A 14628-nucleotide genomic window follows, 5' to 3' on the forward strand; every position below is an offset into this window, starting at 1 on the left:
TCCTCAGCGCCAGCTGGGGAGCCACAACTGGTCGTTCCAGTGCTCCGGCGTGATCGGCAGTGCCGTGAGGATCGGCCACAACCACACGAAGTTCGCGATGACGAGCCCCACATACAGGCACACCACGAGCAGCCCGGTCGTCCGCCGCTCCGTCGAGGCGTGCGGTGAACCGAGGATGTCGCCGAGCACCAGCGCGACACCCATCACCAGGAAGGGCGCCATCGGCACCGCGTAGAAGTAGTACATCTGCCGGTCGAGGCTCGCGAACCACGGCAGGATCCCCGCGCCGTAGCCGGTGAGCACCGCGGCCCACCGCCAGTCGCGGCGGACGAGCAGCTGCCACAGTCCCCACCCGAGCACCGGCAGCGACACCCACCACAGCGCCGGCGTTCCGACCAGCATCACGGCCTTGACGCACTGCTCGGCGTCGCATCCGCTGATCCGCTCGCCGTCGGCGAAGTAGTACAGCATCGGCCGCAGACCCATCGGCCACGTCCACGGCTTCGACTCCCAGGGATGCTGGTTGCCGGCCGAGTTCGTCAGACCGGAGTGGAACTCGAGGACGCTCGCGCTGTAGTACCAGAGCGAGCGCAGCGCGTCGGGCACGAACGAGAACATCCCGTCGTGGCCGATCCGCGAGCCGACCGCGTGACGGTAGACGCCGGTCTCGCTCGCGAACCACGCCCAGTAGGTCGACAGGTAGACCCCGAGCGGGACGAGCACGAGGGCGTACAACGCCGGACCGATGTCGCGCAGGGCCGTCCCGATCCACGGTCGCTGCACCCGGTAGGCGCGTCGAGTCGCGAGGTCGAAGGCGACGGACATCAGCCCGAAGAACGCGATGAAGTACAGGCCCGACCATTTGGTGCCCACCGCGAGACCCAGCAGGATGCCCGCACCGAAGCGCCACCAGCGCACCCCGAAACGCGGACCCCACACACTGTCGAGGACACGGCCCTCGGCGTGCACCTTCGCCATGCGGGCACGCACGTCGTCGCGGTCGACGATCAGGCACCCGAAGGCCGCGACGACGAAGACCGCCTGGAAGATGTCGAGCATGCCCAGGCGGGACGACACGAAGGTCACCCCGTCGACGACGAGCAGCAGACCGGCGACCGCGCCGAGCATCGTCGAACGGGTCAGCCGCCGCACGATCCGCACGACCAGCAGGACGAGCACGACACCGGCCGCCGCGGCCGAGAAACGCCAACCCCACGCCGTGTATCCGAACAGTGCCTCGCCGAGCGCGATCATCTGCTTGCCGACGGGCGGATGCACGACGAGCCCGTAACCGGGGTTGTCCTCGATCCAGCCGCCGGTGAGCACCTGCCAGCCCTGCGGTGCGTAGTGCTTCTCGTCGAACACCGGTGTCTTCGCATCGGTGGGGTAGTTGAGCATCGTGAACCGCGTGATCGCAGCGAGCGCCGTGACGAAGGCGGTGACGATCCAGCCACGCGCCCGATCTCCGGGGAGGGGCTCGGGTCCGGGCACCAACGGGCCGGGACCGATGAGGCGACGATCCTGCGCTGCCGACGGACCACGGCCGGGGGCCTGTGAAGGGCTGCGGTCCGTCACGGTCACGTTCCGATCGTAGGCTGAGCCGTATGCAGGCAGCCAAACCGGTCCAGGGCGCGAATCCGGGAGAGGGCCGGCTCGTGCTGGCCGCCACTCCGATGGGAGATATCGGTGACGCCTCGGCGCGTCTCCGCGACGCCCTCGGCACCGCCGACGTCATCGCCGCCGAGGACACCCGGCGCACCAAGGCACTCGCCGCGGCGCTCGGCGTCACCATCACCGGGCGGGTCGTGAGTTTCTACGACCAGGTCGAGGTGTCGCGGCTGCCGGGCCTGGTCACCGACATCGAGGAGGGCCGCACCGTCCTGCTCGTCACCGACGCGGGCATGCCGTCGGTGAGCGATCCCGGCTACCGGCTCGTCGCGGCGTGCGTCGAGGCCGGTCTGCCGGTGACCTGCCTGCCCGGTCCGTCGGCCGTCACCACTGCCCTCGCCCTGTCGGGCCTGCCCGTCGAGCGGTTCTGCTTCGACGGGTTCCCACCCCGCAAGCCGGGCCAGCGACGCGCGTATTTCGGAACGCTCGTCCACGAGCCTCGCGCCGTGGTGTTCTTCGAGGCACCGCACCGGCTCGCGGCGTGTCTGGCCGACGCCGTCGACGTGCTCGGCGGTGACCGTCGCGCCGCCGTCTGCCGCGAGCTCACCAAGACCTACGAGGAAGTGCGCCGCGGCACGCTTGCCGAACTCGCCGAGTGGGCCGTCGAGGGCGCGCGCGGTGAGATCACCGTGGTGCTCGAAGGAGCGGTTGCCGTGGCCACCGACCCCGTCGACCTCGTCGACGAGGTGGAACGGAAGGTCGAGGACGGGATGCGGCTGAAGGACGCCTGCGCCGTCGTCGCCGAAGCGGCGTCGAAGTCGTCCGGTGCGACGGTCTCGAAGCGCGAACTGTACGACGCGGTGCTGGAAGCGCGTCGCGACTGACGAGGCCTGCCGCCCACCGATCGAGAAGAACGCATATCGGACGCGCCGCGGGGTCCGGGGACACTGCGTGCCACGGAAGCCTAGACTCTGCCGGGTCCCGAGCGCAGACGTCACCGGCACCGGCCGGTCGGACGCTGTCGGGGGCTTCGGACGATCAGGAGGACGCGGATGGATTCGGTGAACGATTTCCTCGTCGAGGTGGGCGGGGTGGTGTGGGGGCCGTACCTGCTCATCCCGCTGCTGTTGGGTACGGGCCTTGTGCTCACGGTTCGGCTGAAGGGCATCCAGTTCCGCAAGCTGTGGCCCGCACTGCGGCTGGGTCTGATCACCCGCCACGATCCCGGAGCCACCGAAGGTGACATCTCCCAGTACCAGGCACTGACCACCGCGCTCGCCGCGACGGTGGGCGTGGGCAACATCGCCGGTGTCGGCACCGCGATCTACTTCGGCGGGCCCGGCGCGCTGTTCTGGATGTGGGTCACCGGCCTGGTCGGCATGGCCAGCAAGTACTCCGAGGCGTTCCTCGGCGTGAAGTACCGCACGACCGACGCCAAGGGTGAGCAGAGCGGTGGTCCGCAGTACTACCTCGCCCGCGCCATCCCCAACAAGGCCGGTCTCGTCCTGAGCCTGCTGTTCGCGGTGTTCGCCGTGCTCGCCAGCTTCGGCATCGGCAACATGACCCAGGCCAACACCGTCGCCACCCAGCTCGACGGCACCTTCGGTGTGCCCACCTGGCTCAGCGGCATCGTGATGACCGTGCTCGCCGCGGCGGTCCTGCTCGGCGGCATCAAGTCCATCGGCAGGGTCACCGCCGGCTTCGTGCCCGCCATGATCCTCCTGTACGTCGGCGCCGGCATCATCGTCCTCGCGGTCAACTTCACCCAGATCCCCGAGGCCTTCGCGCTCATCTTCACCGACGCCTTCACCGGCACCGCGGCCACCGGCGGCTTCATCGGATCGGTCTTCATGATCGCTCTGCGCTACGGCGTCGCCCGCGGCATCTTCTCGAACGAGTCGGGCATGGGCAGCGCGGCGATCGCCGCCGCAGCCGCCCAGACCACCCACCCGGTCCGTCAGGGCCTGGTGTCGATGACCCAGACGTTCATCGACACGATCATCGTCGTCACCTTCACCGGCCTGGTCATCGTCACCACCGGAGCCTGGGAGTCCGGCGAGCAGGGTGCCGCCATGACGTCGGCCGGCTTCGCCGACGGCCTCGGCGGGGACTGGGGTCACTGGATCGTCGCCATCTCGGTCGTCTTCTTCGCCTTCTCGACGATCCTCGGCTGGTCGTACTACGGCGAGCGGTGCGTCGAGCGACTCTTCGGTCGCCGCGGCGTGGTGCCCTACCGCGCAATCTTCGTGGTCGTGGTGTTCATCGGTGCCACCACCCAGCTCGAGGTGGTCTGGAACTTCTCCGACGTGATGAACGGCCTCATGGCCCTGCCGAACCTCATCGGTCTGCTGGTGCTGTCGGGTCTGATCGCGCGGGAGACGAAGGCCTATCTCGATCGCGACCCGTACCTGTTGGGCAACCCCGTCGCGACGGACGATCCCGACACCGTCAGGTAACCGGAGGAAACGGGAAAGGGCCCCGCGATGCGGGGCCCTGAACGTATGTGGAGCATGCCTCCACGCCGACCCGGAACTACCCCTCGTCAGTCCCTATCGGCGTGGAGGCCCCCGCCCCACGCTGCAAGGTCGAACCTTGCGTGGTCACCACTCTTCCGTGTCTTCGACGGGGACCAAAAATACCGACCGGCGCGGAACCGGTATCATCCCTGCTCAGACGTGGTGAGGAATTTTTCCGCAGCGGATGTTTGCAGGCGGGGAACGGGAGTACGAGGGGCGCGGAACGGATGGCAGACACCGGCGGAAAGCCTGGTTCGGCGCAGCGTCAGTTCTTCGCCGACCAGTTGCGGATGCTCTTCGCCGCGGCCGGTCGTCCCGCCCTCAAGAAGGTCGTCTCGGATGCCGCGATCGTCGCCCGGGCAGTGGGCAGCGACCGGACCGTCTCCGTCCAGCGGGTCAGCGACTGGCGCAGCGGCAACCGGATGCCGGCCAACTTCGAGTCGGTGCATCCAGTGCTCGTGGTCCTCATCCGCGCGGCGCGGGAACTCAACGCCGAACCGCCGGCCCCCGGTCTGTACTCCCTGAAGCAGTGGGAGAACTGGTGGAAGGCCGCGCGCGGGCAGGCGAACGCTCCGCGCACCAAGGAATCGGCACCGGCCTCGGTGCCGCCCGGGGTCCGCCCGTACAAGGGACTCGCGTCCTACCGTCAGAACGACGCCCGGTTGTTCTTCGGGCGCACCCAGAGCGTGCGCAGCCTCGCCGACGTGGTGACCGCCTCCCACGGGCAGGGCCCGGTCGTGGTGACCGGCGCCTCCGGCGTCGGCAAGTCCTCGCTCGTACAGGCCGGTCTTATTCCGCAGCTGTGTTCCGCGCCGGACTGCCACCCGGTGGTCCTCACCCCCGGCACCGACCCGGTCGCACGACTGGTCGACGCGTTCCCCGAACTGGCCGACGTCGGCGACCCCGCCGACCACACCGCCGTACATGCGGCCCTGCGCGCCGCGACCTCGCGCACGTCGTCGTCCTTGCTGTTGATCGTCGTCGACCAGATCGAGGAACTGTTCACCCAGTGCAGCGACGTCGCTCTGCGCACCGCATTCCTCACTCTGCTCGAGACGGCGTCGACCTGTTCCGACGGCGACGCGCCCGCCCTCGTCGTCGCGACGATGCGGTCGGACTTCTACGACCAGGCGGTGGCAACCCCGGTGCTCGCCCGGGCACTCGAGCGGCGGACCAAGACCGTCCAGCCCCTCGACCGCGACGATCTCGTCGAGGTCATCACCGCTCCCGCCAAGCTCGTGGGGGTCCGCCTAGAGCCCGGCCTCGTCGACCTCATCCTCCACGACCTCACGGGTCTGGCCGACGGTGAGATCAGTGGCACCGAGCTTCCCCTGCTCTCCCACCTGCTCGACTCGCTGTGGGACAAGCGCAGCGGGGGCACGCTCACCGTCGCCGCCTACCGCGCGACCGGCGGGGTCCGCGGATCCGTCGCCGCCGGCGCCGAACGGGCGTGGGAGAGTCTCGCCGACGATGCCGACCGGGCCCGCGCCCGCTCGATGCTCGTCCACCTGGTGTACGTCACCACGACCGGCACGGACGTCAAGATCGCCCGGTCGTTGAACGAACTGCTCGCGGTGGGCGGCGAGGATCGCGACGCGTCGAAACGCGTCCTCGACCATTTCGTGTCGGCACGTGTGCTCGTCGTCGACGCCGACTACGTCGAACTCATCCACGACGCGGTGATCGACGCGTGGCCCCGCCTCAAGTCCTGGATCCAGCAGGACCGCGCCGGCGCCGCCCTGCGGCAGCAGATCGAGGCCGACGCATCGACCTGGCTCGCCTCCGGACGCAACCGGGAACTGCTCTATCAACGCGGACGCATGGACGTCGTGACCGAGCAGAACCCGCACCTCGCCACGGCGGGCACCCCCGAGGACCGGCGCGGACCGGTCGCGCTCAGCCCCACGGCCGTGGCCTTCCTCGACGCCTCCCGCCGGCAGATCGCCCGCGAGACACGGACCCGGCGCGTCGGCATCGCCGCGATGGCGCTGTCCACGATCATCGCGTTCGTCATGACCGGACTGGCCTGGGACGCGAAGGGACGAGCCGAGACGGCACGGAGCACCGCGCAGTTCCAGCAGATCGTCGCGCTGTCCGACTCCCTGCGCGACGAGGACCCCACCGTCTCGGCGAATCTGGCGCTCGTCGCGGCCGAACTCCAGCCCGACAGCCCGGTCGCGTACTCGAGACTCATCGCCAGCCAGGCCGTGCCCCTCGCCTACACGCTGAGCGGACACACCGGGCCGGTCTACGGCGTCGTCGTCTCACCCGACGGGTCCACCCTCGCCTCGGCGAGCGACGACGGCACCGTCCGCCTGTGGGCACTCGACGGCGACGAACCGGTCGCGGTGGGCGAGCCGTTGCAGTTGTCGTCGAAGTACATGGCGTCCGTCTCGTTCAGCCCCGACGGCCGTTTCCTCGCGATCGGTGCAGGTGACGGCGGTGTGTGGATCTACGACGCATCCGATCGTGCTGCGCCGCGCGTGGTGCTCGACCGGCAGGTCTACGCCGGCGGCGCCGTGCACAACGTGCGGTACTCGCCCAACGGCCGGGTGCTCGCCGTGCCCTACGACGACGGGCACGTCGCGCTCGTCGACACCTCGGATCCCGGATCGGGCCGGTTCCCCGTCACCCTGGTCGACGGACACGACGGTGGTGTGCGGACGGTGGCCTTCCGTCCCGGTGGGCAGATCCTCGCCACGTCCAGCGACGACCGCACCGTCCGGCTGTGGGACGTGAGCACGCCGTCGCGGCCGGTGCCGCTCGGTGAGCCGCTCACCGGTTTCGGCGACGTCGCGCATTCGGTGAGCTTCAACGGCGACGGCACGATCCTCGCGGCGAGCAGCGACGACGGTGTGCTGCACCTGTTCGACACCACCGATCCGCGTGCGGCCCGCCCGCTGGGGGTGCCGACGAACGCCCACACCGGCGGTGTCTGGAACATCGCGTTCCTCCCCGACGGCCGCACACTGGCGAGCGCGTCCTGGGACGGCACCGCGAAACTGTGGGACGTCGATCCCTCCACGCGGAGCCTCGACGAGATCGGCCCGCCGCTGACCGGGCACGGAGGCGGTGTCCCGACGCTCGCGGTGAGCCCGACCGGCACCACCATCGTCACCGGCGGACAGGATTCCAACGTCCGGGTGTGGACGATGCCGCAGACCCGGGTGGCGGTGGCCGACGGTGCGCTGACCAGACCGGCGATCGATCGTGCCGGAGCCCTCGTCGCGACCGGCAGCTACGGACCGGATGTCACGCTCTGGCGGGTCGGTCAGGGTGGCGACTGGAACCGCGCCGGTGGGATCGCCTTGTCGCGCCCGCTCGGCGGTGCGTACGTGTGCGCGCTCTCGCCCTCGGGCACGATCCTGGCCACGGCACCGACGTCCGGCGGCAGCGTGCAACTGTGGGACGTGCGCGATCCGGCGACACCGAAGCCGTTCGGCGAGCCGGTGCCGCTCGACACGAGATTCACCTCCGCGCTGGCGTTCGGACCCGACGGGACGACCCTCGTGACCGGCGCCGACGACTTCTCGGTGCAATTGTGGGACATCGCGGATCCCGCCGAACCGGTGCCGTGGGGCGAACCGCTGACGGGACCGAAGAATCTCGTGCGCAGCGCCGCCATCAGCCCCGACGGTCGCAGTCTCGTGGTCACGAGTGCCGACAGTGAGATCTACGCCTGGAACGTGACCGATCCGCGCTCCCCGCAGCGGGTGAACGTCTCGGACGGGCACGTCACCGGGGTGAACACCGTGGCCTTCGGAGGGTCGAGCGACGTGCTGGTGACCGGCGGGGACGACCACGACGTCGTGGTCTGGGACCGCACCGGGTCCGGTGACCTCGTCGCCCGTGAGACCCGGTTGAGCGGCCATACCGGCACGGTCTACTCCGTCTCGATCACGCCCGACGGAACGCGCGCGGTCAGCGGCAGCGACGATGGCACCGTCCGCCTGTGGGACGTCGCCGACCCGGGGGACATGCACGAGATCGGTGGCCCGGTCACCGACATGGGAACGGGCCGATGGCAGGTGACCTTCGCGCCCGACGGCACCATCGTCGCCGCCGGCGGCGACGGTCTGCTCCGCACGTGGGGACTCGACGCCGACGCCGTCGTCGCCCGCATCTGCCGTTCCACCTCGGTGCACCTCGAGGAGGTACTCGACCGCTACGAGTTGCCGTCGCCTCCCGACGAGGTGTGCTGAGCTGCTGCCCGCGCGTCGCCGAGCGCGAGGATGCTGGCGGCCTTGTCCAGGCATTCCTGCCATTCTGCATCGGGATCGGAGTCGACGGTGATGCCACCTCCCACACCGAGAGCGCACACGCCGTTGCCGGCATCGTCATGGCCGAACTCGACGGTGCGGATCGCGACGTTCAGTTCGGTGCCGGCGATCGGACTCGACATGCCGACGGTGCCGCAGTAGACCCCTCGCGCCGAACCCTCCCACCGGGTGAGCAGCGTTCGGGCACGGAGCTTCGGACAGCCCGTGACCGATGCGGGCGGGAACGCCGCGTCGAGCACGTCGGCGACAGTCACGCCCGGTCGCCGCTCCGCCGCGACGGTGGACACCAGATGCCACACGCCCGGGGCGGGCCGCACGGTCAGCAGATCCTCGACCCGCACCGAACCCGTCTCGGCGACACGGCCGAGATCGTTGCGGACGAGATCGACGATCATCACGTTCTCGGCGACGTCCTTGACCGACGCTCGTAGCACGGCGGGGTCGGCGGAGCGGGGGAGAGTGCCCTTGATCGGACTTGACCGCAGCGTGTCGCCATGGAGGGAGACGAACAGTTCGGGCGACAACGACGCGATCGCACCCCACGATCCCTGCAGGTAGGCGGCGCGCGCCGGGGCGGTCCGGGAGATCCCGTCGGCGAAGAACGCCAGCGGATCGCCGCCCCACCGGCCGGTGAACCGCGTGCACACGCACGCCTGGTACACCTCGCCGGCGCGGATCGCGTCGAGACAGCGTTCGACGCCGCGGCGGTGCTCGTCGCGAGGCGGTGGTGTCCAGTCGATGTGCCAGTCGGATGCGGTCGGAGATGCGGCGCTCGACGGTGGTGCGAGCACCGCCGCGGCGAGATCGTCGGGGCAGGGTGCGGTGCCGAGCGTCTCGTACCACCAGCACCCGTCGGCGTCGAGACGCAGGACGGTGTCGGTCCACCCGCTCGCGGCGAGGGGCAATGCGGGTCGGTCCGGGATGCGATCCGGGTACGCGAGATAACCGATGCGCCCGCCCCCGATGAGCGGCCGATCGTCACCCACGGCGTCGGGAGCGTCCGCCGGGAGGGAGAAGACTCCCTCCGGTGGGACGGATTCGACGGACACGGAGGGGACAAGCACGGCCGCCGCCCCGAACCATTCGCCCGACAGTGCCGCCGGAGCGGGGACGGCGAGGATCCTGGCGCGTTCTGCGAGTGCACCGAGCACGCGATCGACGGTGCCGCCGCGGCCGAGTCGTTCCATCCGCATGGCGTCAGCTTGTCATGCCTGGTCGGAGGCATCGGGACGAGCCCCGAGATGCGCGAGCTTGTCGGGATTGCGGACCACGTAGACGCCGGTGACCAGGCCGTCGTCGATCTCGAAGTGCAACACCATGTCGAGGACACCCGCCGAGTACACGAGGACACCGGGCATCGAGTTCACCACGGCCGGCTCGATGGTCATGTCGGGCAGTGGATGCCGGACCAGTCCGAGGAACAGCCGGGCGACCTTCGCGGAGCCGAGGACCGGAACCCGGGCCGCATTGACCTTGCCGCCACCGTCGGCGAGGTACCGCACGTCGGGAGCCAACAGTGACAGCAGTCCGTCGAGGTCGCCGGTGGTGGCCGCGGTGAGGAACGCCGCGACCACCCGGTCGGTCTCGTCGCCTGCGGGAGTGAAGCGTCGCTGCCGGGCATGGACGTGCTCGCGGGCGCGATGCGCGATCTGCCGGACGGCGCTCTCGGTGCGGTCGACCGTCTCGGCGATGCGCCCGTACTCGAAACCGAACACCTCGCGCATCACGAAGACCGCGCGTTCGACGGGCGTCAGCGTCTCGAGCACCAGCAGCATCGCGGTCGACACCGACTCGGCGAGTTCGACCTCGGCGGCTGCGTCGGGAGCGGTGAGGATCGGCTCGGGCAACCACGGCCCGACATAGTCCTCCCGGCGGCGCTGCGCCGAACGCAGCGAGTTCAACGCCTGACGCGTCACGATCTGCGCCGCGTAGGCCCGCGGATTGTCGACGCTGCCGGTGTCGGTGCGGGCCCAGCGGATGTAGCTCTCCTGCAGGACGTCCTCGCTGTCGGCGACACTGCCGGTGATCTCGTAGGCGATCGAGAACAGCAACCCACGATGCTCGGTGAAGACGTCGTCGCCGGTCATACGCGCGCCTTCTCCCGTGCGGCGGTGTCCGGTCCGCGTCGGGTCGGCAGGGCACGTCCGCGCGCCTGGAGTCGCATGGAGTGGATGGTCCCACGAACGACGGCTTCCTTCACCGGTGCTGCGAGCCGACCGCGCACGGCCCACCTCGACGGGGTGTCGTCGCGTGCCGACAACTGCACGACGCCGCGATCGCGGCCGAGAGAGATGCAGGTCGTGACGAAACCGAGGGAGAGCGGTGCCGGCTCGCGTCCCTGCAGCAGTTGCCACACCGTGTCGGCGCCGTGGGTGCCGAGCGGCATCGCGGCCTGGCAGCTCATGCGCAGGTGGTCGTTGCCGTCCACCACCACGGCGTCGCCCACGCCGACGATCGGCATGCTGTCGCCCACGCCGACGATCGGCGTGCCGTCGACCGCCTGCAGGGTGTCGCGCACCCGGAGACGACCGTCGTCGTCGACCCGCAGGCCGCTGCGACGAGCCAGATCGGGCACGGAGAAACCGGCCGTGCGGACCACGAGGGTCGCGGGGATCTCGGAGCCGTCGTCGAGGACGACCGAGCCGTCGTCGATGCGGGCGACCTGCGTTCCCGACCGGACCTGAACGCCCAGTTCGTCGAGCCGGTGGAGGATGTAACGCTGCGTGTTCGCAGGAAGGGCCGCTCCCGGATCGCCGACGAGGACGAGGGTGCGCCGCGGATACGACTGTGCGAGTTCGGTGACGGTCTCGAGGCCGGTGAGCCCACCGCCGATCACGACGACGGAGGCGTGATCGTCCGCCTCGAGGAGAGCGTCGTGCAGGGCCGTGGCGGAGTCGAGGTCGGCGACGGAGAACGCCTTCTCCGCACCGGGGATCGCACCGGAGCCCGAGGTGCTGCCGACGGCGTAGATCACCGCGTCGCACGGCAGGACCGTCCCGTCGGCGAGGGACACCGCGTGCGGTTCGATCCGTACGGCCGAACCGACGTGCAGCGTCGCCCGCGGGTGCAAGAGATCGGACAGTTCGTGTGTGGCGGTTCCGGATCCGGCCGCCACCTGGTGGAGCCGGACGCGTTCGACGAAGACCGGTCGCGGGTTCACGACGGTGACCGCCACCTCAGGGTGTTCGGCGAGCAGACGGTTCGCGGCCATCACGCCGGCGTATCCCGCCCCTACGACCACCACATGGAATTGCGTCGTCATCGCTCTGTTCCCATCGCTGTCGGAAGTGGTGTCACCGATAGGACACCGCTCGTCGCGGGGATGTGACACGGCGCCGCCGCGAATTCCTGTGATGCCCGTCTCCTGCTGTCGGGCTCGTCGACGATCGATCCGGTCAGCGACCGACCGTGCGGGATTCCGGTGTCAGCGAGGCGGTCTCGGCCGCATCGCGACCGGCGTGGAAGCCGTCGGCGTCGACGCCGCGACTACGCGAGTCGCGGGTGACGGGGAACAGCCGCCGGAACTCGGTGTCGACGGCATCGGACCGCCTGGCGAGGATGGGCGCGAGTTTCGTGATGGGCATCTGCGCGTCGGCGGCGGCGTGGGCGGTGGCCCGGACATCCGCCTCGCGGAGACGTTCGCCGATCCGGTGCGCGTAGCCGGTGAGGAAGGCGCGGCGGAAGGAGGTCGCGGACGACCCGCGCCGCCCCGCAGTTCCGGCCGCCTGCACGGCCCGCCCGGCCTGCACGAGCAGCGAGGTGTACAGCATCTCGGCCTGCTGCAGGTCGGTGGCGGTGCCGACGATCGTCGCGATCTGCACCCGGGTGAACCACACCGTGCGCACGCGGTTCGCGTCGCCGATGGCGGTGAGGAGCAGGACCTTCTCGCGGATGTACGGGCTGTCGAGGTGGATGCGCCGGCCGACGACCGGGTCGGTGCCGGAGTCGGGCCCGGCCAGCAGCGCCGCACCCACCGCATGGCGCGAGACGAGTTCCTGCGCCTTCGCGGTGAGCGCTTCGGCCTCGTCGGGGAAGTCGGTGGACTCGGCCTTCGACAACAGTGCCCGGATGCGTTCGAGGATCCGGGTGTCGGGCGGGGTGGGCACGGACGGGTCGCCGGACCGGACGGACGGCCACCGCGACGGCGGGGGTGTGAGGATCGCGAAGGACGGCAGGTACTTCCAGGTGAAGGCGAGCCCTTCGATCTCGAAGCGGGTGACGTCGGGGCACGCGCGGAACAGACCGTCGGCCAGGGTCGGTGCCCCGGCTGCGTGGGCGGGACGCGGATGCCGGCGGGCGATCTCGTCGAGTTGCCGCACCCACTCGACGGGGGCGCGTTCGGCTGCGCGCCGGATCTGCGCGTCGAACAGCATCGTGGCCGCCGTCAGTGCGACATCGGAGGGACCACCCGAGCGGGCCGTCACGTGGAGCACGTCGGCGGGCTGCCATCCCCGCTCGTAGGCACCGCCCAGCTCGGCGAGCAGGGAGTGCTCGTTCAGACCACCGGATCGAACATGTGTTCTATCACTGCGCATGCGCCGCAGTGTGGCGCACGGTACCGACAGGTTTGCGCGGCGACGGAGAACACGCAGGTGAAAGGCTCTCCGTCGCCGGACCGGACGCTCAGTCCTCGTCGACGTAGCGCGGGAACACCGGTGCCGGGGCGGGCAGGGCGGTGCCCGGAGCCAGGCGGGTCGCGACGGCGTCGAACTGCCGTGCCTCGGGTGCCTGACCGAGGAGATCGAGGATGTTCGCGGCAGCATCGGGCATCACCGGCTGGACGAGCAGACCCACGATCCGCACGACCTCGAGCGTGACGTACAGGACCGTCGCCATCCGCTCGGGATCGGTCTTGCGCAGCACCCACGGCTGCTGCGCCGAGAAGTAGCGGTTGGTCTCGCCGAGCACGTGCCAGATCGCTTCGAGACCGAGGTGCAGGGCCTGGGCGTCGAACTCGGCGCGCACCTTCGCGAGCAGCGCGTCGGCCTGGGCGAGCATCGCCTCGTCGTCGGCGGTGAACTCGCCCGGCGTGGGCACGGTGCCCTCGAGATTCTTCGCGACCATCGTCAGGGAGCGCTGCGCGAGGTTGCCGAGGTCGTTGGCGAGATCGGCGTTGATGCGGGTGACGATCGCCTCGTGGCTGTAGCTGCCGTCCTGGCCGTAGGAGATCTCGCGGAGCAGGAAGAAGCGCAGCTGGTCGAGGCCGTACCGGTCGACCATCTCGAGCGGGTCGACGACGTTGCCGACCGACTTCGACATCTTCTCGCCCTTGTTGAACAGGAAGCCGTGGACGAAGACCCGCTTCGGCAGTTCGAGCCCCGCCGACATGAGGAAGGCCGGCCAGTAGACGGTGTGGAACCGCGTGATGTCCTTGCCGATGATGTGCAGGTCGGCGGGCCAGTAGCGGCGGTAGGACTCCGACCCGGTGTCGGGGAAACCGGCGCCGGTGAGGTAGTTGGTCAGCGCGTCGACCCACACGTACATGACGTGATCGGGGTGATCGGGGACCGGCACACCCCAGTCGAAGGTGGTGCGGGAGATCGACAGGTCCTTCAGGCCGCCGGAGACGAAGCTGACGATCTCGTTGCGACGGGTGGCCGGGGCGATGAAGTCGGGCTGCTTCTCGTAGAGCTCGAGCAGCTTGTCCTGATAGGCCGACAGCCGGAAGAAGTAGGTGGACTCCTCGGTCCACTCCACGGGGGTGCCGGTGTCGGTGGAGATCCGCGAGCCGTCCTCGAGCAGCGTGGTCTCGCCGTCGGTGTAGAACGCCTCGTCGCGGACCGAGTACCACCCCGCGTAGGTGTCGAGGTAGATGTCGCCCGAGTCGACCATGCGCTGCCAGATCGCCTTGCTCGCCTCGAGGTGATCGGCGTCCGTGGTGCGGATGAACCGGTCGTACGAGATGTTCAGCCGCTTGTCCATGGCCTCGAACACGTCCGAGTTGCGGGACGCGAGTTCGGTGACCGGGATCCCTTCCTTCGCGGCGGTCTGCTGCATCTTCAGACCGTGCTCGTCGGTGCCGGTCAGGAAGCGCACGTCGAAGCCGTCGAGACGCTTGAACCGCGCGATCGCATCGGTCGAGATGTACTCGTAGGCGTGCCCGATGTGCGGGGCGCCGTTCGGGTACGCGATCGCGGTCGTGACGTAGAACGGCGGGCGGGTGGTCTCGCCGGCAGCCGGGCGGGAGGAATCAGGCGCAGTCATGGTGGCCAGTAGTTTATAGG

9 protein-coding genes are annotated in these 14628 nt (G+C 69.8%); 3 read left to right on the forward strand and 6 right to left on the reverse strand.

What is annotated here, in order from left to right:
- Positions 1–3: 3 nt before the first annotated feature.
- Positions 4–1581: a dolichyl-phosphate-mannose--protein mannosyltransferase gene (locus AC0LPE_RS05235; RefSeq protein ID WP_490605737.1), complete on the reverse strand. Its 1578-nt coding sequence runs from the start codon at positions 1579–1581 to the stop codon at positions 4–6.
- Positions 1582–1604: 23 nt separating this feature from the next.
- Here AC0LPE_RS05235 and rsmI point away from each other — a divergent pair, with 23 nt between their 5' ends.
- The 3 genes from rsmI to AC0LPE_RS05250 all read left to right on the forward strand — a co-directional run bounded on the left by rsmI (position 1605) and on the right by AC0LPE_RS05250 (position 8326).
- Entirely contained in the window at positions 1605–2492 is an 888-nt protein-coding gene (gene rsmI / locus AC0LPE_RS05240; protein ID WP_059381661.1) for a 16S rRNA (cytidine(1402)-2'-O)-methyltransferase, read from the forward strand.
- Positions 2493–2660: 168 nt separating this feature from the next.
- Positions 2661–4064 carry an alanine/glycine:cation symporter family protein gene (locus tag AC0LPE_RS05245; RefSeq protein ID WP_490605738.1) on the forward strand — a complete coding sequence of 468 codons (1404 nt, stop codon included), beginning with the start codon at positions 2661–2663 and terminating at the stop codon, positions 4062–4064.
- 287 nt (positions 4065–4351) lie between these two features.
- The gene (locus AC0LPE_RS05250) at positions 4352–8326 is read left to right on the forward strand and encodes an nSTAND1 domain-containing NTPase (protein ID WP_145691656.1); all 3975 of its coding nucleotides are present in this window, start codon (positions 4352–4354) and stop codon (positions 8324–8326) included.
- Here the strand turns inward: AC0LPE_RS05250 and AC0LPE_RS05255 are convergent.
- From AC0LPE_RS05255 to metG, 5 genes are all read right to left on the reverse strand, one after another.
- Positions 8290–9597 carry an aminodeoxychorismate synthase component I gene (locus AC0LPE_RS05255; protein ID WP_088899240.1) on the reverse strand — a complete coding sequence of 436 codons (1308 nt, stop codon included), beginning with the start codon at positions 9595–9597 and terminating at the stop codon, positions 8290–8292. The two genes, AC0LPE_RS05250 and AC0LPE_RS05255, sit on opposite strands and share 37 nt — an antisense overlap.
- 12 nt (positions 9598–9609) lie before the next feature.
- Positions 9610–10491, reverse strand: coding sequence for an RNA polymerase sigma-70 factor (locus AC0LPE_RS05260; protein ID WP_088899241.1), 882 nt, complete (start codon positions 10489–10491; stop codon positions 9610–9612).
- Positions 10488–11666: an NAD(P)/FAD-dependent oxidoreductase gene (locus AC0LPE_RS05265; RefSeq protein ID WP_490605739.1), complete on the reverse strand. Its 1179-nt coding sequence runs from the start codon at positions 11664–11666 to the stop codon at positions 10488–10490. The genes AC0LPE_RS05260 and AC0LPE_RS05265 overlap by 4 nt, the downstream gene beginning before the upstream one ends.
- Positions 11667–11799: 133 nt before the next feature.
- On the reverse strand, positions 11800–12939 hold the full coding sequence (locus AC0LPE_RS05270) for a DUF2786 domain-containing protein (RefSeq protein WP_016693591.1): 1140 nt from the start codon (positions 12937–12939) through the stop codon (positions 11800–11802).
- 88 nt (positions 12940–13027) lie between these two features.
- On the reverse strand, positions 13028–14608 hold the full coding sequence (gene metG / locus AC0LPE_RS05275) for a methionine--tRNA ligase (RefSeq protein WP_229567392.1): 1581 nt from the start codon (positions 14606–14608) through the stop codon (positions 13028–13030).
- Positions 14609–14628 lie beyond the last annotated feature (20 nt).

This window comes from Rhodococcus sp. S3 (assembly GCF_058211795.1).